The sequence below is a fragment of the Paraburkholderia aromaticivorans genome, from assembly GCF_012689525.1.
GTDB lineage: Bacteria > Pseudomonadota > Gammaproteobacteria > Burkholderiales > Burkholderiaceae > Paraburkholderia > Paraburkholderia aromaticivorans_A.
On the sequence record NZ_CP051516.1, the window covers coordinates 2,491,161 to 2,510,049 of the forward strand.

The 18,889-nt window shown below is 64.7% G+C and carries 18 protein-coding genes; 10 read left to right on the top strand and 8 right to left on the bottom strand.

Annotated elements, in window-relative coordinates; translation table 11 throughout:
* The first annotated feature begins 236 nt into the window (after nt 1-236).
* Genes HF916_RS39295 through HF916_RS39305 form a run of 3 tightly spaced genes read left to right on the top strand, consistent with a single transcriptional unit; the run spans nt 237 to nt 5,511 of the window.
* Nucleotides 237-815 carry a DUF2760 domain-containing protein gene (locus HF916_RS39295; RefSeq protein WP_168794108.1) on the top strand — a complete coding sequence of 193 codons (579 nt, stop codon included), beginning with the start codon at nt 237-239 and terminating at the stop codon, nt 813-815.
* On the top strand, nt 812-2,671 hold the full coding sequence (locus HF916_RS39300; protein WP_168794109.1) for an Hsp70 family protein: 1,860 nt from the start codon (nt 812-814) through the stop codon (nt 2,669-2,671). Before HF916_RS39295 ends, HF916_RS39300 begins: the two co-directional genes overlap by 4 nt.
* Complete coding sequence (locus tag HF916_RS39305) at nt 2,668-5,511, top strand: Hsp70 family protein (RefSeq protein WP_206001962.1); 2,844 nt, start codon at nt 2,668-2,670, stop codon at nt 5,509-5,511. The genes HF916_RS39300 and HF916_RS39305 overlap by 4 nt, the downstream gene beginning before the upstream one ends.
* 11 nt (nt 5,512-5,522) lie before the next feature.
* On the opposite strand, the gene HF916_RS39310 is transcribed toward HF916_RS39305, so the two are convergent.
* Nucleotides 5,523-5,792: a hypothetical protein gene (locus HF916_RS39310; RefSeq protein ID WP_240975691.1), complete on the bottom strand. Its 270-nt coding sequence runs from the start codon at nt 5,790-5,792 to the stop codon at nt 5,523-5,525.
* A gap of 309 nt (nt 5,793-6,101) precedes the next feature.
* On the bottom strand, nt 6,102-6,884 hold the full coding sequence (locus tag HF916_RS39315) for a glucose 1-dehydrogenase (RefSeq protein WP_168794110.1): 783 nt from the start codon (nt 6,882-6,884) through the stop codon (nt 6,102-6,104).
* A gap of 131 nt (nt 6,885-7,015) precedes the next feature.
* Between HF916_RS39315 and HF916_RS51220 the strand changes: the two genes are divergently transcribed.
* Both HF916_RS51220 and HF916_RS39320 read left to right on the top strand, forming a co-directional pair.
* Nucleotides 7,016-7,144, top strand: a complete 129-nt coding sequence (locus HF916_RS51220; protein ID WP_240975692.1) for a helix-turn-helix domain-containing protein — start codon at nt 7,016-7,018, stop codon at nt 7,142-7,144.
* Nucleotides 7,145-7,166: 22 nt separating this feature from the next.
* Nucleotides 7,167-7,829 (top strand): LysR substrate-binding domain-containing protein, encoded by a 663-nt coding sequence (locus tag HF916_RS39320; RefSeq protein WP_240975693.1) that lies wholly within the window; start codon nt 7,167-7,169, stop codon nt 7,827-7,829.
* Nucleotides 7,830-7,842: 13 nt separating this feature from the next.
* Here the strand turns inward: HF916_RS39320 and HF916_RS39325 are convergent, their stop codons facing one another.
* Nucleotides 7,843-8,874 (bottom strand): sensor domain-containing diguanylate cyclase, encoded by a 1,032-nt coding sequence (locus tag HF916_RS39325; RefSeq protein WP_240975694.1) that lies wholly within the window; start codon nt 8,872-8,874, stop codon nt 7,843-7,845.
* Nucleotides 8,875-9,128: 254 nt separating this feature from the next.
* Here HF916_RS39325 and HF916_RS39330 point away from each other — a divergent pair, with 254 nt between their 5' ends.
* Complete coding sequence (locus tag HF916_RS39330) at nt 9,129-10,364, top strand: amidohydrolase family protein (RefSeq protein ID WP_168794111.1); 1,236 nt, start codon at nt 9,129-9,131, stop codon at nt 10,362-10,364.
* A 64-nt stretch (nt 10,365-10,428) separates the two neighbouring features.
* Entirely contained in the window at nt 10,429-11,325 is an 897-nt protein-coding gene (locus HF916_RS39335) for a LysR family transcriptional regulator (RefSeq protein WP_168794112.1), read from the top strand.
* Nucleotides 11,326-11,365: 40 nt separating this feature from the next.
* On the opposite strand, the gene phnX is transcribed toward HF916_RS39335, so the two are convergent.
* Together phnX and HF916_RS39345 are read right to left on the bottom strand one after the other, a co-directional pair.
* On the bottom strand, nt 11,366-12,169 hold the full coding sequence (gene phnX / locus HF916_RS39340; protein ID WP_168794113.1) for a phosphonoacetaldehyde hydrolase: 804 nt from the start codon (nt 12,167-12,169) through the stop codon (nt 11,366-11,368).
* Between the two features lie 56 nt (nt 12,170-12,225).
* Nucleotides 12,226-13,458 (bottom strand): 2-aminoethylphosphonate--pyruvate transaminase, encoded by a 1,233-nt coding sequence (locus HF916_RS39345; RefSeq protein WP_206001963.1) that lies wholly within the window; start codon nt 13,456-13,458, stop codon nt 12,226-12,228.
* A 119-nt stretch (nt 13,459-13,577) separates the two neighbouring features.
* Here HF916_RS39345 and HF916_RS39350 point away from each other — a divergent pair, with 119 nt between their 5' ends.
* Nucleotides 13,578-14,462, top strand: a complete 885-nt coding sequence (locus tag HF916_RS39350; RefSeq protein ID WP_168794114.1) for a LysR substrate-binding domain-containing protein — start codon at nt 13,578-13,580, stop codon at nt 14,460-14,462.
* A 224-nt stretch (nt 14,463-14,686) separates the two neighbouring features.
* On the opposite strand, the gene HF916_RS39355 is transcribed toward HF916_RS39350, so the two are convergent.
* Together HF916_RS39355 and cynR are read right to left on the bottom strand one after the other, a co-directional pair.
* On the bottom strand, nt 14,687-15,433 hold the full coding sequence (locus HF916_RS39355; protein ID WP_168794115.1) for a glucose 1-dehydrogenase: 747 nt from the start codon (nt 15,431-15,433) through the stop codon (nt 14,687-14,689).
* A 307-nt stretch (nt 15,434-15,740) separates the two neighbouring features.
* Nucleotides 15,741-16,655, bottom strand: a complete 915-nt coding sequence (gene cynR / locus HF916_RS39360) for a transcriptional regulator CynR (RefSeq protein WP_168794116.1) — start codon at nt 16,653-16,655, stop codon at nt 15,741-15,743.
* 123 nt (nt 16,656-16,778) lie between these two features.
* Between cynR and HF916_RS39365 the strand changes: the two genes are divergently transcribed.
* Both HF916_RS39365 and cynS read left to right on the top strand, forming a co-directional pair.
* Entirely contained in the window at nt 16,779-17,438 is a 660-nt protein-coding gene (locus HF916_RS39365; RefSeq protein ID WP_168794117.1) for a carbonic anhydrase, read from the top strand.
* Between the two features lie 27 nt (nt 17,439-17,465).
* A complete protein-coding gene (gene cynS, locus HF916_RS39370) occupies nt 17,466-17,936 on the top strand; it encodes a cyanase (protein ID WP_168794118.1) in 471 nt (156 codons plus the stop codon).
* Nucleotides 17,937-18,132: 196 nt separating this feature from the next.
* Here cynS and HF916_RS39375 read toward each other — a convergent pair whose 3' ends face one another.
* Nucleotides 18,133-18,882: a sulfite exporter TauE/SafE family protein gene (locus tag HF916_RS39375; protein ID WP_240975695.1), complete on the bottom strand. Its 750-nt coding sequence runs from the start codon at nt 18,880-18,882 to the stop codon at nt 18,133-18,135.
* Between the last annotated feature and the right edge of the window lie 7 nt (nt 18,883-18,889).

Genomic DNA, 18,889 nt, shown 5'->3' on the forward strand with positions numbered 1-18,889 from the left:
CGCTAGAATGGCCGCCTTTGTCCGCTTCGGGCTCGCTACAAGGCAAAATACGGGTTTTGCGCGCGCCAAACCGCGCCGCGCATCCCGATGAATCAGACGCCGGCGGCACGCACGCCGCCGGCCTTCGCAAACTCGCACGACGACGGCCCGCTCAAGCCCAACGGGGCTCCGGCGACCGGCTGCGTGCGGCGCAGCCAGGACAGCTCGTCCTTTAACAGAGCACCTCAGGAGCATTTATGACCGATTCGAACCCGTCCTTCCTCGGCAGGATTTCCCTGGCCGTGGGCACGTTCTTCCGCATTCTCGGCGATGGCGAATTCGCCGCCGGGGTCTTGCGTCTGCGCGATGGCGGCGTTGCCGCCAGCGCCGCGCCCACGCCGGCGCCCGCGCCCGCGCCCGCACCCGCACCGCAACCCGCGCCCGTGCTGAAGGAAGCAAGCCCCGACGCCGCGCTGCAACTGCTCGGTCTGCTGCAACGCGACGCGCGCTTCATCGATTTCGTCGAGGAAGACATCAAGAGCTATAGCGACGCCGATATCGGCGCGGCCGCGCGCCTCGTGCACGACGGTTGCCGCGCGACGCTGCGCGAGCACTTCACGATCCGCCCGGTACGCGACGAAGCCGAAGGCAGCCGCGTCACGCTGGCCGAAGGTTTCGACGCGGCCTCGATTCGCCTGACCGGCAATGTCGTCGGCCGCGCGCCGTTCAACGGCAGCATCAGCCATCGCGGCTGGCGCGTCGACGAAGTGCGTCTGCCGAAGCTCGCGGACAGCCACAACGCCAAGGTGATCGCACCGGCCGAGGTGGAGCTATGAGCGACACACGCCAATCACGCTACGCCATCGGCATCGACCTCGGCACCACGCACTGCGCGCTGTCCTACGTGGACACCAGCACCAGCGACGGCGAAAAGACCTCGCAAGGCGTGCTGCCGATCGCGCAACTCACGGGCCCCGGCGCGATCGACAACCTCGATCTGCTGCCCTCGTTCCTCTATCTGCCGCATCCGGACGAACTCGCCTCGGGCGACCTTTATCTGCCGTGGACCGGTCAACGCGAATTCGCGGTCGGCGAGTTCGCCCGCAGTCGCGGCGCGGCCACGCCGATCCGCCTCGTGTCGAGCGCGAAGAGCTGGCTGTGCCATCCGGGCGTCGACCGGCGCGCGGCGATTCTACCCAACGACGCGCCGCCCGAAGTCGCGCGCGTCTCGCCGCTCGAAAGCTCGGTGCGTTATCTGACGCACTTGCGCGAAGCCTGGGACCACGCGCATCCCGACGCGCCGTTCGGCGAGCAGGACATTACGGTGACGATCCCCGCGTCGTTCGATCCGGCCGCGCGCGAGCTGACTGCCGAAGCCGCCGAGGCCGCGGGCTTCGGCCGCATGACCCTGCTCGAAGAACCGCAGGCCGCGCTGTATAGCTGGATCCAGAAGAGCGGCGGCGACTGGCGCAAGCAGGTCAAGATCGGCGACATCATCCTCGTGGTGGACGTGGGCGGCGGCACGACCGATCTCTCGCTGATCGCCGTGATCGAGCGCGAAGGCAATCTCGAACTGCATCGCGTCGCGGTCGGCGAACACATTCTGCTCGGCGGCGACAACATGGACCTCGCGCTCGCGCACGTGGTCGCGCGCAAGCTGGCCGCGGCAGGCACGCAGGCCGATGCGTGGCAACTGCGCGCCCTCACCTACGCGTGCCGCGCGGCCAAGGAAACGCTGCTCAGCGATCCGGCCACCGATACCGTGCCGCTCGTCGTGCCGAGCCGCGGCTCGAAGCTGATCGGCGGCTCGATCCGCACCGAGCTGACGCGCGCCGAATTGACCCAGACGATCCTCGAAGGCTTCTTCCCGCAGGTGGACAGCGCCGCGCGTCCGGTGAGCCGCGCGCGCGCCGGTCTGACGCAACTCGGCCTGCCGTATGCGCAGGACGCGGGCATCACGCGCCATCTGGCGGCGTTCCTCGGCCGTCAAGTGGGCGCGCTCGCTGAACTGGCGGGAACGAGCGGCATTGCGGCTGCGGAGAATGCGAGCTTCCTGCATCCCACGGCGGTGCTGTTCAACGGCGGCGTGTTCAAGTCGCCCCTGCTGGTCGAACGCATCATGAGCACGCTGAACAACTGGCTCGCCGCGGAAAGCGCGGCGCCGGCGCGGCTGCTCGAAGGCGCCGATCTCGACCTCGCCGTCGCGCGCGGCGCGGCCTATTACGGCTATGTGCGACGCGGCCGCGGCGTGCGGATTCGCGGCGGCACGGCGCGCGCGTACTACATCGCGATCGAATCGGCGATGCCCGCCGTGCCCGGTCTCGAACCGCCGATTCAGGCGCTGTGCGTCGCGCCGTTCGGCATGGAGGAAGGCACCGAGGCCGAACTGCCCGCGCAGGAATTCGGACTGGTGGTCGGCGAGCCGGTGCACTTCCGCTTCTTCGGGTCGTCGGTGCGCCGTCAGGATCAGGTCGGCACGCTACTCGACTTCTGGGGTCCCGAGGAATTGCAGGAGCTTGAAGAGATTCAGGCGACGCTGCCCGCCTCCGGCCGCAACGCCGGTGAAGTCGTGCCGGTGAAGCTGCATGCGCGCGTCACCGAAGCGGGCACGCTCGAACTCGAAGCCGTGCCGCGCGGCACCGATGAGCGCTGGAAGGTCGAGTTCGACGTGCGCGGCAACGCGAATGCATGAATGAGATGAAGCGGTACAGCGTCGGTATCGATCTCGGCACCAGCAACACGGTGCTCGCCTATGCGGAGGCGGGATCGCAGTCGATCCGCGTCTTCGAGATCGAGCAGTTGGTGAGTCCCGGCGAAGTGGCCGCGCGGCCGCTTCTGCCCTCGGTGCGCTATCAGGCGGCGCAAGGCGAACTGAACCCCGGCGATCTGCAATTGCCGTGGTCCGGTGCGGATCAGAGCGGCGCGCAAGCGGATAGGCAGCCGGTCGTGATCGGACGGCTTGCGCGTGTGCTGGGCGCTCAGGTGCCCGGCCGGCTGGTGTCGAGCGCGAAGAGCTGGCTCTCGCATGCGTCCGTGGATCGCACCGCGCCGATCCTGCCGTGGGGCGCCGCCGACGACGTCCGCAAAGTCTCACCGGTCGAAGCCAGCGCGAGCTACCTGGCGCACGTGCGCGCCGCCTGGAACCAGCGTTTTCCGGACGCGCCGCTCGAACGCCAGGACGTGGTGCTCACGGTGCCGGCGTCTTTCGATGAAGGCGCGCGAGCGTTGACCGTGGAAGCGGCCCGCATGGCCGGCCTGCACACTCTGAAGCTGCTGGAAGAGCCGCAAGCAGCCTTCTACGACTGGCTGTTTCATCATCGCGAGCGGCTGGCAAGCGAGCTCGCGGACACTCGTCTCGTCCTGATCTGCGACGTGGGCGGCGGCACCACCGACCTCACGCTGATCGAAGTCGGCCTGCGCGACGGCGAACCGCAACTCACGCGCATCGGCGTGGGCAATCATCTGATGCTCGGCGGCGACAACATGGATCTGGCGCTCGCGCATCTGGTGGAAGCACGGCTGCCGGGCACGAACCAGGCAGGCGAACGCACGCGTTTGTCGGCGGCGAGCCTGTCGCAACTGGTCGAGCGTTGCCGCAACGCCAAGGAACAACTGCTCGGCGCGCAGGCGCCCGACTCCACGTCGATCACACTGCTCGGTGCGGGCTCGAAGCTGATCGGTGGCGCGCGCACGGCGCAGGTCACGCGCGAAGAGGTCGAGCGGATCATCGTCGACGGCTTCTTTCCGGAGGTGGCGTCGAATGAACGGCCCGGCAGACCGCGTGGCGCGATCGTCGAATTCGGCTTGCCCTATGCGACCGATGCCGCAGTCACGCGTCATATCGCGGCGTTCCTGAGCCGCTTCGCGGCGCAGTCGCGTAAAGCGCTAGGCGCCGAGTCCTCCCGCTCACCGGACGAAGACGCGTTGCCCGTGCCGGACACGCTTCTGCTAAACGGCGGCGTGTTTCGGGCCGAAGCGCTCACGCGGCGTCTGGCCAGCACCTTGGGCACATGGCGCGGCGAAGCGCTCAACGTGCTGCACAACGACAACCCCGACGTGGCCGTCGCGCGCGGCGCGGTCGCCTATTCGCTCGCGCGCGCGGGCAACGCGCCGAAAATCGGCGGCGGCTCGCCGCGCAGCTATTTCCTTGTGCTCGACGAAGCCGGTGACGGCAAGCCCGATGCCGAACCCGTGCCACGCGGCATCTGCCTGCTGCCGCGCGGCACGGAAGAAGGCCACGAGATTCTGATCGCGGATCGCACCTTCGCGCTGCGCCTCGGGCATCCGGTGCGGTTTCACCTCGTGTCGTCGAGCGCGGATACGGTGTATCGACCCGGCGAACTGATCGATCTCGCCGGCGGCGACTTCGTCCGCTTGCCGCCGATCGCGACCATCGTGCAGCCGCGCGGCGCGAGCAACACGCGCGAGACCGCGGTGCAGATCGCGACGTCACTGACCGAGGTGGGCACGCTCGACGTCCACTGCATCGAACTCGACAATCCCGCGCAGCGCTGGCTGCTCGAATTCCAGTTGCGCCGTGAAGACGCGCAAGTGAACCTGACCGACGATGCCGCATCGGTACGTCATCCGGCGCTCGACCAGGCGATCGACCACATCGACCGATGCTTCGGCTCGCGCGCGCAGAAGGTCGATCCGAAAGAAGTCAAACGCCTGCGCTCGCAGCTCGAACAATTGCTGGGCCCGCGCGAAAGCTGGAACAGCGCGTTGCTGCGCGAACTGTTCGGTGCGCTGTGGGAACGCGCGCGCCGCCGGCGCCGCTCGGTGGATCACGAGCGCCTCTGGCTGAATCTGGCCGGCTATTGCGTGCGGCCTGGCTTCGGCTATCCACTCGACGAATGGCGCGTCGAACAACTCTGGTCGCTGTTCGACGACGGCATCCAGTACGTCAACGAAAGCCAGGTCTGGTCGGAATGGTGGACACTCTGGCGCCGCGCCGCCGGCGGCCTCGACGAGAGCGCGCAACTGCGTGTACTCGACGCGATGGCGTATCTGCAAGGCGCCGCGCAATCGCGTCACAAGCTGCCGTTCGATGTGGCGAAAACCGGCTTCACCGACATGGTTCGGCTGAGCGCATCGCTCGAACGGATTCCCGTCGAACGCAAGATCGAGCTCGGCGAGTCGGTGCTGACGCGTCTGAGGAAACCCGCTGAAAACCATCAAAGCTGGTGGGCGGTCGGCCGTATCGGTGCGCGGCGGCCGTTCTACGGCAGCGCGCATAGCGTCGTGCCGCCGGAGATTGCCGGAGCATGGCTTAACGCCATCCTCGCGCTCGACTGGAAGAAGGTCGATCCCGCCGCGTTTGCCGCCGTGCAGATCGCTCGCATGACCGGCGACCGCTCGCGCGACTTGCCCGAAGACTTGCGTCTCGCGGTAGTGCGCCGCCTTGAAGCGGCCAACGCGCCGCGCGCGTGGATCACCATGGTAAGCGAGAGCGTCGAACTCGATAACGCCGACGAAGGCCGCGTATTCGGCGAGTCGCTGCCGGCGGGACTGAAGCTGATCGCGAGCTGAGGCCGGCGCGACTAGGGCAGTTTGAAATTCAGCACCGCCTCCGCCGCAAGCTTGTCCCTGCGATTCCTGAGACTCTCCGCGAGCAGATCGCGGAAGATGAGCAGTGTGTCGGTGCCGTGCTGCTCGCGAAATCCGTTCAGGACTTCAGCGATGGCGGCCTGTTGCGTCGCCGGCGTCAACGTGCTGGCAATGTACGAACTGCCGCGCGCCAACTCCATCATGTAGGTGGATCTGCAGAGCGTCTTCTCTGCCTCTCGAGCGGATTTTCGTCCGTTACTCATCGTTGTTTTTCTCGGCTGTTTTTTCGTTGCGTGGACAACCAGCGGCTCTCTTCCGCTGGCGAGGCCAAGCGTTCTTATGCTCTGGCCTGAAGCAACCCTCTCCTTCTATCTGAACAGTTGAAGCTTAAGAGAACCTTATGCGTGACGGATGAAAGCTATGCAGACGCACGCCGGATATACGCCACCCATTCGCTCGATGAGTATCGGGATGTTTTGCTGAATGCGCCGCGGCGCTGTAGCACTTCCCATGCAAAAAAGGCCGGAAAAACCGGCCTTTTCGTATGAAGACTCGACGATTGTTTGGTAGTACTACACCTGCGCCATGCCACCGTCGACAGCCATTTCTATACCCGTGATGTAGCTCGCGTCGTCGGAAGCCAGGAACGAGACGGCCTTGGCGATCTCGTCCGGAACGCCCACGCGGCCAAGCGGCGTCGTTTCGCTGGCCTGCTGGGTGAAGGCGGCGATCTGCTCGTCGTTCATTCCCAGTTCGGATTTGTAGGCCGGCGTCACCACCACGCCGGGCGCCACCACGTTGACGCGAATCCCGCGGCCCTTCAGATCGGTTGCCCACGTGCGCGCGAACGAACGCAGCGCGGCCTTGGTCGCCGCATACACACCGAAGGCCGGCATGCCCTTGCTTCCGGCGATCGACCCCGTGACGACGATCGCGCTGCCTGGACGCATCAACGGCAAGGCTTTCTGCACCGTGAACAACGTGCCTTTGACGTTGATGCCGAAGTACTTGTCGAACTGCGCCTCGGTGATCGCGCCGAGTGGCGAAAACTCGCCGCCGCCCGCGTTCGCGAACAGAATGTCGAGCCGGTCATGGGCGGCCTGCACCGTGCTGAACATGCGGTCGAGGTCGGCGGCTGACGAGATGTCCGCGCGAATCGCGGTGGCGCCGTGGCCGATGCGCTCCACTGCGTCGTCGAGTTCGACTTGACGCCGGCCGGTGATGTAGACGGTCGCGCCTTCCTGAGCGAATCGCGCTGCAGCGGCGAAGCCGATGCCGCTGCTGCCGCCGGTCACCAGCACGATCTTGCCGGCGTGTTTGCGGGGATTGACGTTGTCGAGTGTGGACGTGTTCATGATCTGCTCCAATGTGTGTGAGGTCGGTTGACCATGACGACCAGCTTATTTCATGCACACATAGAGATAAATAGGTATTCTGTGACTTCTTTATCCACATATGTGGATAATCATCGCGAAATGGAGTCGGCATGGATCATTTGCAGGCCATCCGCATCTTTGCGCGCGTGGTGGAAACCGGCGGGTTCAGCCGGGCGGCGCAGTCGCTGCAGATGCCCAACGCGACGGTCAGCAAGTGGGTCAAGTCGCTCGAAGATTGAACTCGACGATATCGAGGCGACCTTGGGCCGCGACCGCGCGAATCCGCGCGGCGTGTTGCGGGTCGACAGCGGCGGCTCGACCGCGAGCGGCATCCTGATTCCCGCGCTACCCGGGTTCTGCGCGCGTTATCCAGACATTCAGATGCGCTTGAGTGTGACAGACCGGACCGCCGATCTGATCGCGGAGAACATCGACTGCGCAATTCGCAGCACGGCGGACGACCCCAACCTGGTGACGCACGTCATCGGCACGCTGCGTTGGACCACGTGCGCGAGTCCGGCGTATCTGGCCGAACATGGCACCCCGTTACATCCGCGCGAGATCGTCGATGATCGGCATGCGGTTGCCGGCTATTTTTCCGCGAGCAGCGGACTCGCGCAGCCCTTGCATTTCCTCAAGGACGGCGAGCGTATCGTGCTCGACAAGGTTCGCAATACGGTGATGGTGAGCGAGAGCAATGCGCACCTGGCCACCGCGCTGGCGGGACTCGGCATCGTTCATACGCTGGATTTCATGGTGCGGCCGGCCGTGGAGCGCGGCGACCTCGTGCCGATTCTCACGGACTGGCGGCCGGACCCGCTGCAGGTTTATCTTGCCTATCCGCCGAGCCGCCGTTACAGCACCAAACTGCGCGTGTTCGCCGACTGGGTCAGCCAACTCTACGCGGAGCTTGAGACTGCCTGAACGCGGAGGCGCGCTACGCCATCGTCACCTGATTTCGACCGCCATGTTTCGATCGATACAGCGCGCGATCCGCGCTCGCGAAACCTTCGCGATGCGCCGGCCGTGAAAACTCGCTGATGCGCGTCAACGATGCGCCCACGCTCACCGTCACCCTGCCGAGCGGCGATGCGCGATGCTCGATCGCCAGATCCTCCACGCCCTGGCGCAGCGTGTCGAGCGTGTCTTCGAGCGCTGCGTGCTCCGCTTGCAACACCAGCAGGCCGAACTCCTCGCCGCCCATGCGCCCGACGATGATGCGCTCGCCATCGGCCGCGGCCTGCATCACCGAGGCCACTTTGCGCAGGCACTGATCGCCCGCCTGGTGGCCGTAGGTGTCGTTGTATTGCTTGAACCAATCCACGTCGACCACGACCGAACCCATCACGTCGCCGTCCTGTGCTTCTTTCCAGCGGCGCGTGATGCTCTCCAGCAGGAAACGGCGGTTGTACAACTGCGTCAACGGATCGATCGCGGTGGCCGTGCGCATCTTCAGATCGTTCTCGATCATCGCGCGCAAGTGGTAGAACACGCCGCGCTGCCCCGCGTCGAGCCGGCCGGGCGACGGATCCATCGCGCACAACGCGCCGACGATCTCGCCATTGGGCGCGCGCAGCGCAATCGCCGCATAAAAACGCACGAACGGATGCCGCTGCACCAGCATGCATTCGCCGAAACGCGCGTCGTCGTGCGCATCCTCGATGACGAACAGTTCCTCGTCGCGCACCGCATAGTCGGCGAGCGAGCGGGCCCGCGTGACGAGCGGCATCGCCATGCCGACCTCGGCGCGATAGTGCTGGTACTCCTCGTCGAGCAGCGTGATCGCGGTGATCGCCGCGCCGGTCACGCTCTTGAGAATTTCCGCCGCGTGGGTGAAGCATTCGCGCATCACCTGATCGTCGTGCAACAGCCATTCGATAACCGACGACTCCACCTCGGGTTCGCCGGCGGCGGACGAATCGAACTGCATGCGGCTGGACAGACGGTCGTTACTGAAGGCGAGTTGCACGGCTGGGTTCCAGAATGTAATTAGCTCGTGTCAACGGCACAATCACGCGAAACTTGAGCAGCCGTGAAGCTTGTCGGCGCGCAAGCCACGCGTGGCGGCGCGGATCGAGGCGTGGCGCCAGGAAGTACAATTCACCCGCCGGTCACGCGCCGCCTGCGTTTGCTCAATAAACAGGCAGCGCATCCTTTTCAACAGACAATTGCACACGCGCTCACCGCGCTTTGCCACGCGTGCGACGCCGCCGACCTGTTCTCATGACGACAACCGCCCAACACCGCCCGACGAGCGCTTTGCTCATCACCGACGTCCGCCTCGCCGACGGCGCCCATGTCGATGTCTCGATCGCCGACGGCTGTATCGTGCAAATCAGCGCGGCAACCGGCGCGGGCCTGCCGCGCGAGCCCGGCGTGACGCTCGAGGACGGCGCGGGCGCGTTGCTGCTGCCCGGTTTCGTCGAAGGCCATACGCATCTGGACAAGAGCAACTGGGGCATGCGCTGGTATCGCAACGAGGTCGGGCCGAAGCTGACCGACCGCATCGAAAACGAACGACGCTGGCGCGCCGAGAGCGGCCATGACGCGGGCGCGCAGTCGCTCGCCCTTGCGCGCGCGTTTCTGCAGGCAGGCACGACGCGCCTGCGCACGCACGTCGATATCGACACGGATGCGGGTCTGCATCACCTCGAAGGCGTGCTCGCCACGCGTGACGCGCTGCGCGACGTGCTCGACCTGCAGATCGTCGCGTTTCCGCAATCGGGGCTGCTCGGCCGCGCAGGCACGGATGCGTTGCTCGACGGCGCGCTGAGCGCTGGCGCCGATGTGCTCGGCGCGCTCGATCCGGCACTGATCGACGGCGATCCGGTTGCCTCGCTGGACGTCACATTCGGACTCGCGGAGCGCCATCACAAGCCGATCGATATTCACCTGCACGAGCCCGGCGAGATCGGCGCATTCACGCTCGGCCTGCTGCTCGATCGCGTCGCCGCGCTCGGCATGCAAGGCCAGGTGGTGGTCAGTCATGCGTTCTGCCTTGGCGCGCTGCCCGAGCGCGAACGCGATGCGTTGCTCGACCGCCTCGCCGATCTGCGCGTTGCGCTGCTGACCACCGCGCCCTCCTCGACGCCGGTGCCGCCGCTCAAAACCTGCCTTGAAAAAGGCGTCACGCTATTCGGCGGCAACGACGGCATTCGCGATACGTGGACGCCTTACGGCTCGCCGGACATGCTCGAACGCGCGATGCTGATCGCGATGCGCTACGGCCTGCGCCGTGACGACGATCTCGCCCTCGCCTTCGACTGCGTGAGCAGCACGGCCGCGCATGCCTGCGGGTTCACGGACTACGGCCTGCACGCCGGCGCGCGCGCCGACCTCGTGCTGGTGGACGCCGACACGCTCGCGCATGCGCTCGTCGCGCGGCCGCCGCGCAAGCTCGTGGTGGCCAACGGCCAAATCGTCGCACGCCATGGCGCGGCTTCCGAACCCCTGAATTGAACACGACGGTGGCAAAGCTGCGCGCTCGCGCCACGTCACCCGCTACAACGTATTTCGCATTCACATGATCAATCTCTTTCAGGCCATGCAGGCGTTCGTCAAGGTCGCCGACGCGGGCAGCTTCGCGCAGGCCGCGGAGCAACTCGGCGTCTCGACCTCGGTGGTCACGCGCCACGTGTCGAGCCTTGAAAAGCATCTCGGCATTCGCCTGTTCCAGCGCACCACGCGTAAGGTGGTGCTGACCGAAGCCGGCGCCGAGTATGCCGACGGCTGCCGCCTCCTGATGGCCGAACTCGAAGAAGTCGAATCGCGCGCAACCACCGCGTCGAAAGAGGTCGTGGGCGATTTGCGCATCGTGGCGCTGGGCAGCTTTTCGCTATTTCGCCTTACGCCGCTGTTCGCGGAGTATCAGGCCAAGTTTCCGCATGTGAATCTGCGCGTCACGCTGACAGAGAAACGCGTCGATCTGCTCGAAGGCGGTTTCGACGTGGGAATCGTGACCGAGCATATGATCCGCTCGGAGTCGCTGGTGGTGCGCCGCCTGATCAACTCGCACGCGGTGCCGGTGGCGTCGGCTGCTTATCTCGCGCAGGCCGGTCATCCGAAAACGCCCGCCGATCTCGCGCGGCATCGCGTAATCACCGCGCCGCTCGACACGAGTCCGCAGACCTGGGTGTTCGACAACGGCGACGGCGGCGAAGACAGCATCGCGCTCGATGCGTCATTCACGGTCAACAGCATGATCATGCAGAAACAGGCGGCGCTCGGCGCGATGGGTATTGCGCTGCTGCCGCTCGAGATGGTCGACGATGAATTGCGCGCGGGCACGCTGGTGCGGATTCTCGAGGATCACGCCGTGCTCAATGGCGATGTGGCGGTGTCGCTCGTGTACCCAAGCCGGGAGTTCGTGCCGCGCAAGATCCGGGAATTTATCGATCTGGCGGTGGGGTTTTTCGAATAATTCTGCAGGGATAGAGAGGCCTCTCCCGCCCCTCACCCGATCAAGGCCGCTCGCCTCGCGCCAACCGCGCGTCGATGTCATACACCACCGGCATCAGATCCGCGACGCTGTCGATCACATAATGCGCGCCCGCCGCCTGGAGTTTCTCGATCGCGGCCTTGCGACGCCATGCGAACTCATCGGGCGCCAGCGCCTTGACGTCGTCTTCGGCCATGCCGAAAGCATTGCCGCTCACCGCGACGCCGACCGCCCACGTGCCGCCGTTGATGCCCTCTTCGATGCCGACTTCGGTGTCGTCGACCTTGATCGCATCCTTCGCGCGCCAGACGCCCAGTTCCGGCAATGTCTTGTAGATCATGTACGGCGACGGCCGCCCTTCGGGTGTATCGCCGGTGCACACGATGCTGTCCGGCGAGAACCCCTGCGCCGCCGCGCCCGGCACGATCTCGGCCATGATTTCGCGCGTATAGCCGGTGGTCGTGCCGATCCGGATGTCGTCGCCGCGCAGCGCGCTCGCCACGTCGGCCACGCCGGGAATCACCGAGCTGTAGCTCGCCGCCACGGCGATGTTCTTCGGCACGAACACGTCGTACACGGCGTCGATATCCGCTTCGCCCGGCGCGTGGCCGTACTTGTCGGCCCAAGCCTGCGCGACGCGCGGCAACGCCATCAGCGCCGCGATATGCGGACGCTTGGCCATGCCCATCGGGCCGCGTGCTTCATCGATCGTGATCGCCACGCCGAACTGCTCGAATGTCTCGACGAAGGCGCCCATCGGCGCCAGCGAACCATAGTCGACCACGGTGCCGGCCCAATCGAAAATCACTGCTTTTACGTGTTTCATTTACTTCGATCCTGAGGAATTTCCAAAGCTGACGCGGTGTGCCCAAGCTATGTGCTTCAGGCCGCGTCGGCCAATCTCTTGCGTTCTTCGATCGCCGCCGCCGGCGGGGCGGCGTGCTCGACGCCCATCGTCCTGAGCGCGTTGCCGCACGCCGCCACGACGCGGCGCATCACGTGCTCATCCACCTGGCCGATGCAGCCGATACGGAAGCTGTCCACCACCGTCAATTTGCCCGGATAGATGATGAAACCCTGCTGCTTCATCAATTCATAGAAGCGCTCGAACCTGAACGACTGATGCGCCGGCGCGAAGAACGTCACGATGATCGGCGAGCGCCAGCGCGCGTTCAGCAGCGGCTCGAAGCCGAGTTCGTGCATGCCGGCCACCAGCACGTCGCGATTGTTCGCGTAGCGCGCGAGACGTCCGGCCTGTCCGCCTTCGAGCTTGAAGAGACGCAGCGCTTCGATAAACGCGGCCACGGTGTGCGTGGGCGGCGTGAAACGCCACTGGCCGGTACGGTTCATCACGTCCCATTGATCATGGACGTCGAGCGCGAGCGAGTGACTGCGGCCCTTCGCTTCCTGCAACGCACTCTTGCGGGCAATCACGAACCCGAAACCCGGCACGCCCTCGATACATTTATTCGCCGACGACACGAAGGCCTCGCAGACAATCTCGCGCACGTCGAGCGGCACCGCGCCGAAGGCGCTCATCGAATCGATCAACAGCTTGCGGCCCTTCTTCGCGGTGGCGGCGGCGATTTCCTCGATCGGGTTGAGAATCCCCGAGCTGGTTTCGCAATGCACGGCAACCACGTGTGTGATGCGCGGATCGGCGTCCAGCATGCGTTCGACTTCGGCACCGCGCGGCGGCAGGTAGTCGCCCTTGTCGAGCACCGTGCAGGCGCGGCCGAGATAACCGAGCGTGGTCGCAATGCGCTTGCCGTACGCGCCGTTGGCCAGCACGAGCGCGTGGCCGTCGCGCGGAATCAGACTGCCGAGCATCGCTTCGACGCAATAGCTACCGCTGCCTTGAAGCGGCACGCAGTCGTAGTCGCCCGCGGTGTCGCCGGCGATCTCCAGCAAGCTGCTCCGCAGCAGCGCGGTCATCGCGCGGAAATCGCCGTCCCACGAACCCCAGTCGCGCAGCATCGCTTCCTTGGTCGAGAACGCCGTCGTGAGCGGCCCAGGCGTCAACAGATACGGCTCGCCTTTGGCCGGCGCCGCGCACGTCACGGTGGAAGGTCCTGCGGCGTTCACGGCGGGGGAACGGTCGATCACGCTGTCCATGTTCGGAATCTCCGATATCGCTGGTTTGGTGACTCACACAGTACAGAAACGCGTGGCATCGGTAAAATCGATATAATCGATGCAGGTATCGCAATAACTTATAGGCTAGCGAGGCACACGTGCAATACGCGCAATTGCGGGCGTTTCATGCGGTCGCGGAACATGGCGGGTTCTCCAAAGCGGCGCAGGCGCTCTCGCTCACGCAGCCGGCCGTGTCGGATCACGTGCGCCGACTGGAGCAGGATTACGGCGTCAAACTGTTCGAACGCGGGCCGCGCGGCGTCGAGACCACCGAACTCGGCCTGCGCCTCTTCAGTGTGACGCGGCAGATGCTCAGTTGCGAGCGCGACGCGCGGCAACTGCTCGAATCGGCGGGCGGGCTCGAATCCGGCTCGCTGTCGCTGGCCGCGGACGCGCCCGACCTGGCGGTCGCGCTGATCAGCGCGTTTCGCAAGCTGCATCCGGGCATCGTCGTGACGCTGTCGATCGCCAACGCCGCGGACTGCATGCAGCGCGTGCTCTCCAGCGCCGTCGACGCGGCCATTACCGCCGCACCGCAAGTGCACAGCCGGCTGGAGGCGCGCGTGTTGCGGCGCGATCCGCTGGTGGCGATGGTGCCGGCGAGCTATCCCGTGGCGAAGAAACGCAAGCTGAGCTACGCCGAACTGGTGCGGCAGCCGATGATTTTCCGCGAGTCGCAATCCGTCACTCAGCAATTGCTCGAAATCGAACTGGTGCGCGAGTCGCTGCAGGTGGAACCGGTCATGTACGTGGACGGCCGCGAGGCGCTCGAAGAAGCAGTCGCGCAAGGTATGGGTGTTGGGGTAATCGCGCGCGCCGAATTCAACGAATCGCGGCGGATCAGGATGATTCCGCTACAGGATTGTCGGGTGCAGATGATCGAATCGCTGACGCGGCTCGCCGAGCGGCCGGGGTCGAATCTGCTGGACGCGTTGTTCGCGGTGGAGTTGGTGAAGCCGGCTGCGGCTGCGCCGGCGGGATGAACCGCCAGGTCAAACTCTCGCTGCTCTGATCGGATGCAACGGGAAGCCCCTTACCGCTGCTCCGGCGCGATGAAACGGGAGGCCCGCTCCCGCCACCCCGGCGGTCTGTAACGAAAAGCCGCCCGCAGGCAATGCCTGCGGGCGGCTTTCTTCCTAATTCCGCAACCTGGCGCGATGTGGCGTGACGCCATTGGGCCACGCCTCATCCCTTCACACCAAACCGCTTAACGCGAGCCGCCACTCGCGATCAGGCTTTCGCCAGTCAGCCAGCGTGCATCGTCGGAAGCAAGGAAGGCGACCACATCGGCGATATCGTCCGGCTGACCGATACGGCCGAGCGGCGTCGTGCTGACGGCCCACGTTTCGAAGTCGGAGCCGAGGATGCCCGCGGTATGCGTGCCTTCGGTTGCGACCATGCCCGGATTCACCGAATTGACGCGAATCTTGCGCGGTCCAAGCTCACGTGCAAGCACGCCCGTGATGCCGTCGACGGCGCCCTTGGTGGCGGTATAGACCGCGCTGCCCGGCGGCGTGATGCGGCTCACCACCGAACTGACGTTGACGATGCTTGCGCCTTCGCCGAGATGCTTGACCGCTGCCTGCGTGGTCAATAGCAGACCCAGCACGTTCACGTTGAAGTGCTTATGGAAATGCTCTTCGGTGATCTCTTCGATCGGCGCGAATTCATAGACGCCCGAGTTGTTGACGAGAATGTCGAGACGGCCATACGTTTCCACCGCCGTATCGATGATGCCTTGCGCGTCCGCCGCTTTGGACACGTCGCCTGCAACGGCCACGGCCTTGCCGCCGGCAGCGGTAATCGCCTCGACCACGCTCTCCGCGCCGGCCTTGCTCGACGAATAGTTCACCACCACTGAAGCGCCTTGCGCGGCCAATGCCTTGGCGATCGCCGCGCCGATACCTTTCGATGCACCGGTTACGACTGCAACTTTACCTGTGAGCTTGCTCATGATCGATTCCTATAGATGGGATTGGCGCCGACGCTGTCGCGAAGATTCGCGGCCCGCGGTGGAAACTCACTGGCGCTGACACTGGTGACAATGTAGGCACGTCGGCCGCGCGGATAAAGCGGCTGAAGGCGAATAGATACGTCGGTTGAACCGAACAATCGGAAGACAGGTGACGCGGATAGCCCGAAGGCTTGATACGAGCGACGGTGTCACCCGCCAGAGCGAATGGGAAATCACGAGTAAGCGCGCACATAAGACCGAACAGCGCTTCCCCTGTCAGTGTAGGCGGTTCAAAGCGTCGGCGTTTTCATAAAACAGTCTTTGTGCGCCGCCCGCCCGTGTCAGCCGCACGCTCTTCGAGCGCGAGTTCGATGAAAGCCCGCGTTGCCGCGTTCCGATACGCGCCTTTCCGCAATAGCAGCGCAGCCGTACGCTGCGGCAGCGCCGGCTCCAACTGCACAAGACACAGCTCGCTATGTCCGCGTGCAATCGCGGCCGGCAGGAGCGTGGCGAGCGCACTGCGGCGCACGATCTCGATGACCGCGCCAATCGAATTCACCTCCATTGCGATGCGCGGCGAAATGCCGTGCTGTCTGCAATATCGATCGATGTATTGGCGCGTCGCAAACTCCGCATTGAGCAGTACGAGCGCTTCGCTTTCGAACTGGCTCAGCTTCAACGCCGAGCGCCGCTTTGCATACGGATGCAACTTGCCGACCACCATCGCCAGCGCTTCGACGAATAGTGTTTGCGTCTCGATGTCCGGCGTGTGCGTCTCGTCGAATGCAATGCCGACGTCGAGCGCATCTTCGTTCAGCAACGCCTCCATCCGGTCCTGCGGCATTTCGAGGATGTTCAGCGTGATGTTCGGATAGCGGCGGTTGTACTTCTCCAGAAGCGGGCCGATCAGGTAGGCGGTGAAGGTCGGCGTCATCGCGAGACGCAGCGAACCGCGGCTCAACTCCTGGACGTCGTGAATCGCCCGCTTGCCCGCCTCGAGGTCCTGCAGCGCGCGCTGAGCGTAGTGCACATAGGCAGTGCCGGCATCGGTCAGCTGGATCGTGCGGCCGGACCGGTCGAGCAATTGCACCCGCAACGTATCTTCCAGTTGCCGGATCTGTTGCGACAGCGTCGGCTGCGACACGTGCAGCGCCTCGGCCGCGCGCGTGAAATTGCGGTGCTCAGCGACAGCAAGAAAGTAACGGATGTGCCTGAGTAGCATGATGTCCTCTCGAACTATTGGTGTTTCTTATCGAGAGAATAATAAACCGGTCTTGGACGCTATAGCTTGATCGGCGCATTCTTCGTCCATCGATTCCCCACGAACAACCTGATGGAGCGAAACATGCAAGACATCATCGACGGCTTCCTGAAGTTTCAGCGCGACGCCTTTCCGCAGCGCTCCGAGCTGTTCAGGAAGCTGGCCACGAGCCAGAACCCGCGCACCTTGTTCATTTCGTGCTCAGACAGCCGGCTAGTGCCGGAACTCGTCACGCAGCGCGAACCAGGTGATCTGTTCGTGATCCGTAACGCGGGCAACATCGTGCCGTCGTATGGTCCGGAGCCGGGCGGCGTGACCGCCACGGTCGAGTACGCAGTCGCCGCGCTCGGCGTCACCGATGTGGTGATCTGCGGTCATTCCGATTGCGGCGCGATGACGGCCATCGCGACCTGCAAATGCATGGACCATATGCCCGCCGTGCGCAACTGGCTGCATTACGCGGACTCCGCGAAAGTCGTCAACGAGGCGCGTGAGCACAAGAGCGAACGCGACCGGGTCGACTCGATGGTCCGCGAAAACGTGATCGCGCAACTCGCGAACATCAAGACTCATCCTTCCGTGCGGCTCGCCCTCGAACAGGGACATCTCGCGCTGCATGGCTGGGTGTACGACATCGAAACCGGCTCGATCGATGCGCTCGACGGTTCGACGAACCGCTTCGTTTCTCTCGCGGATCATCCGCATGCATGTGCCACCCCGGCTCGACTCGACGTCGCGGCCTGACTTTACTTAACTCCGAGGAAATTCATCATGACGCAATCCCAATACAGCCAGGCCCCGCGTGAAGCACTGACCGACGCGATCATCGACGCGAAGGTTCGCAAGAATCTGACGTTCGAGCAGATCAACGAAGGCACCGGGTTGAGTATCGCATTCGTCACCGCCGCCCTGCTCGGCCAGCATCCGCTGCCGGCAAACGCCGCGAAGGTCGTGGCCGACAAACTCGAACTCGGCGAAGACGCGGTGCGCCTGCTGCAAACCATCCCGTTACGCGGCAGCATTCCGGGCGGCGTGCCGACCGATCCGACCATCTATCGGTTCTACGAAATGGTGCAGATCTACGGTTCGACGCTGAAGGCACTGGTTCACGAGCAGTTCGGCGACGGCATCATCAGCGCGATCAACTTCAAGCTCGACATCAAGAAAGTCGACGATCCGGAAGGCGGTCAGCGTGCCGTGATCACGCTCGACGGAAAGTATCTGCCGACCAAACCGTTCTGACGTGGCAACGGAGTCGTTCTACCAGGAACGGCTCCGTCAATGCCGATGACGCGGCTTACCACGCAATGAATTCAGCACTTACGCAGCAACATGATTTGCGCGGCCACACTAGCCAGCACCGCCAGCGCGCCGAGTGTATCCAGAATAACGTGCCACACGATATCGCTCCTTCCACATTCGTTTCACCATTGCCTGATTAAACGAATGCTCGTGCCATTAATTGAATACCCAGTCCGAGCAGACAGATAAAGAACCAGCGTCTGAAGGTTTCCGCGCTGATGCGTCCGCGCACGCGCTGTCCGATCCACATGCCGAGCAGTGCCGGGACCACGGCGAATAGCGACTCGCCCAGATCGCCGGCGGCAAACGCGTGCTCTCTGGTGAGGCCGATCGCCAGTGCGATGGTCGACACCGTGAACGACAAACCGAGCGCCTGCACCAGATCCTCTTTCTTCAAAGCCAGCCCTTGCAAATACGGTACCGCCGGCACGACAAACACGCCAGTGCCGCCGGTGACGACGCCCGTCACCGCGCCGATCGCCGGCGACAGCCAGCGCTCGTGCCGCGCCGGCACTGAAAAGCGCCACGCCAGCAAACCGGCCACGGCGTAGAGCGTCAACGCGGCGCCGAGTCCGACCACGGCCCATTCGCCGCCCCCGCCCGCAATGAACGACGCGGCCGCGACCGTCCCGGCGACGATGCCCAGCATCATCGGCCACAAACGTTTGAGCAGCGCCCGCACGCTCGGTCCCGCGAATAGTTGCCAGACGTTCGTCACGAACGACGGCAAGAGCAGCATCGCGGCGGCCTGCGCCGGCAGCATCAGCGTGCCGAGCACGCCCATGGCGACGGTCGGCAGTCCCATGCCGGTCGCCCCCTTGACGAAGCCGGCGACCAGGAAAGTCGCGACGACCACGCCCATGCGCATCGCAAACGAAGAGATCATCGGAATG

Coding starts and splice junctions, on each gene's coding strand:
- HF916_RS39295 (WP_168794108.1), top strand. CDS start 237: ATGACCGATTCGAACCCGTCCTTCCTCGGCAGGATTTCCCTGGCCGTG.
- HF916_RS39300 (WP_168794109.1), top strand. CDS start 812: ATGAGCGACACACGCCAATCACGCTACGCCATCGGCATCGACCTCGGC.
- HF916_RS39305 (WP_206001962.1), top strand. CDS start 2,668: ATGAATGAGATGAAGCGGTACAGCGTCGGTATCGATCTCGGCACCAGC.
- HF916_RS39310 (WP_240975691.1), bottom strand. CDS start 5,792: ATGAGTAACGGACGAAAATCCGCTCGAGAGGCAGAGAAGACGCTCTGC.
- HF916_RS39315 (WP_168794110.1), bottom strand. CDS start 6,884: ATGAACACGTCCACACTCGACAACGTCAATCCCCGCAAACACGCCGGC.
- HF916_RS51220 (WP_240975692.1), top strand. CDS start 7,016: ATGGATCATTTGCAGGCCATCCGCATCTTTGCGCGCGTGGTGGAAACC.
- HF916_RS39330 (WP_168794111.1), top strand. CDS start 9,129: ATGACGACAACCGCCCAACACCGCCCGACGAGCGCTTTGCTCATCACC.
- HF916_RS39335 (WP_168794112.1), top strand. CDS start 10,429: ATGATCAATCTCTTTCAGGCCATGCAGGCGTTCGTCAAGGTCGCCGAC.
- phnX (WP_168794113.1), bottom strand. CDS start 12,169: ATGAAACACGTAAAAGCAGTGATTTTCGATTGGGCCGGCACCGTGGTC.
- HF916_RS39345 (WP_206001963.1), bottom strand. CDS start 13,458: ATGGACAGCGTGATCGACCGTTCCCCCGCCGTGAACGCCGCAGGACCT.
- HF916_RS39355 (WP_168794115.1), bottom strand. CDS start 15,433: ATGAGCAAGCTCACAGGTAAAGTTGCAGTCGTAACCGGTGCATCGAAA.
- cynR (WP_168794116.1), bottom strand. CDS start 16,655: ATGCTACTCAGGCACATCCGTTACTTTCTTGCTGTCGCTGAGCACCGC.
- HF916_RS39365 (WP_168794117.1), top strand. CDS start 16,779: ATGCAAGACATCATCGACGGCTTCCTGAAGTTTCAGCGCGACGCCTTT.
- cynS (WP_168794118.1), top strand. CDS start 17,466: ATGACGCAATCCCAATACAGCCAGGCCCCGCGTGAAGCACTGACCGAC.
- HF916_RS39375 (WP_240975695.1), bottom strand. CDS start 18,882: ATGATCTCTTCGTTTGCGATGCGCATGGGCGTGGTCGTCGCGACTTTC.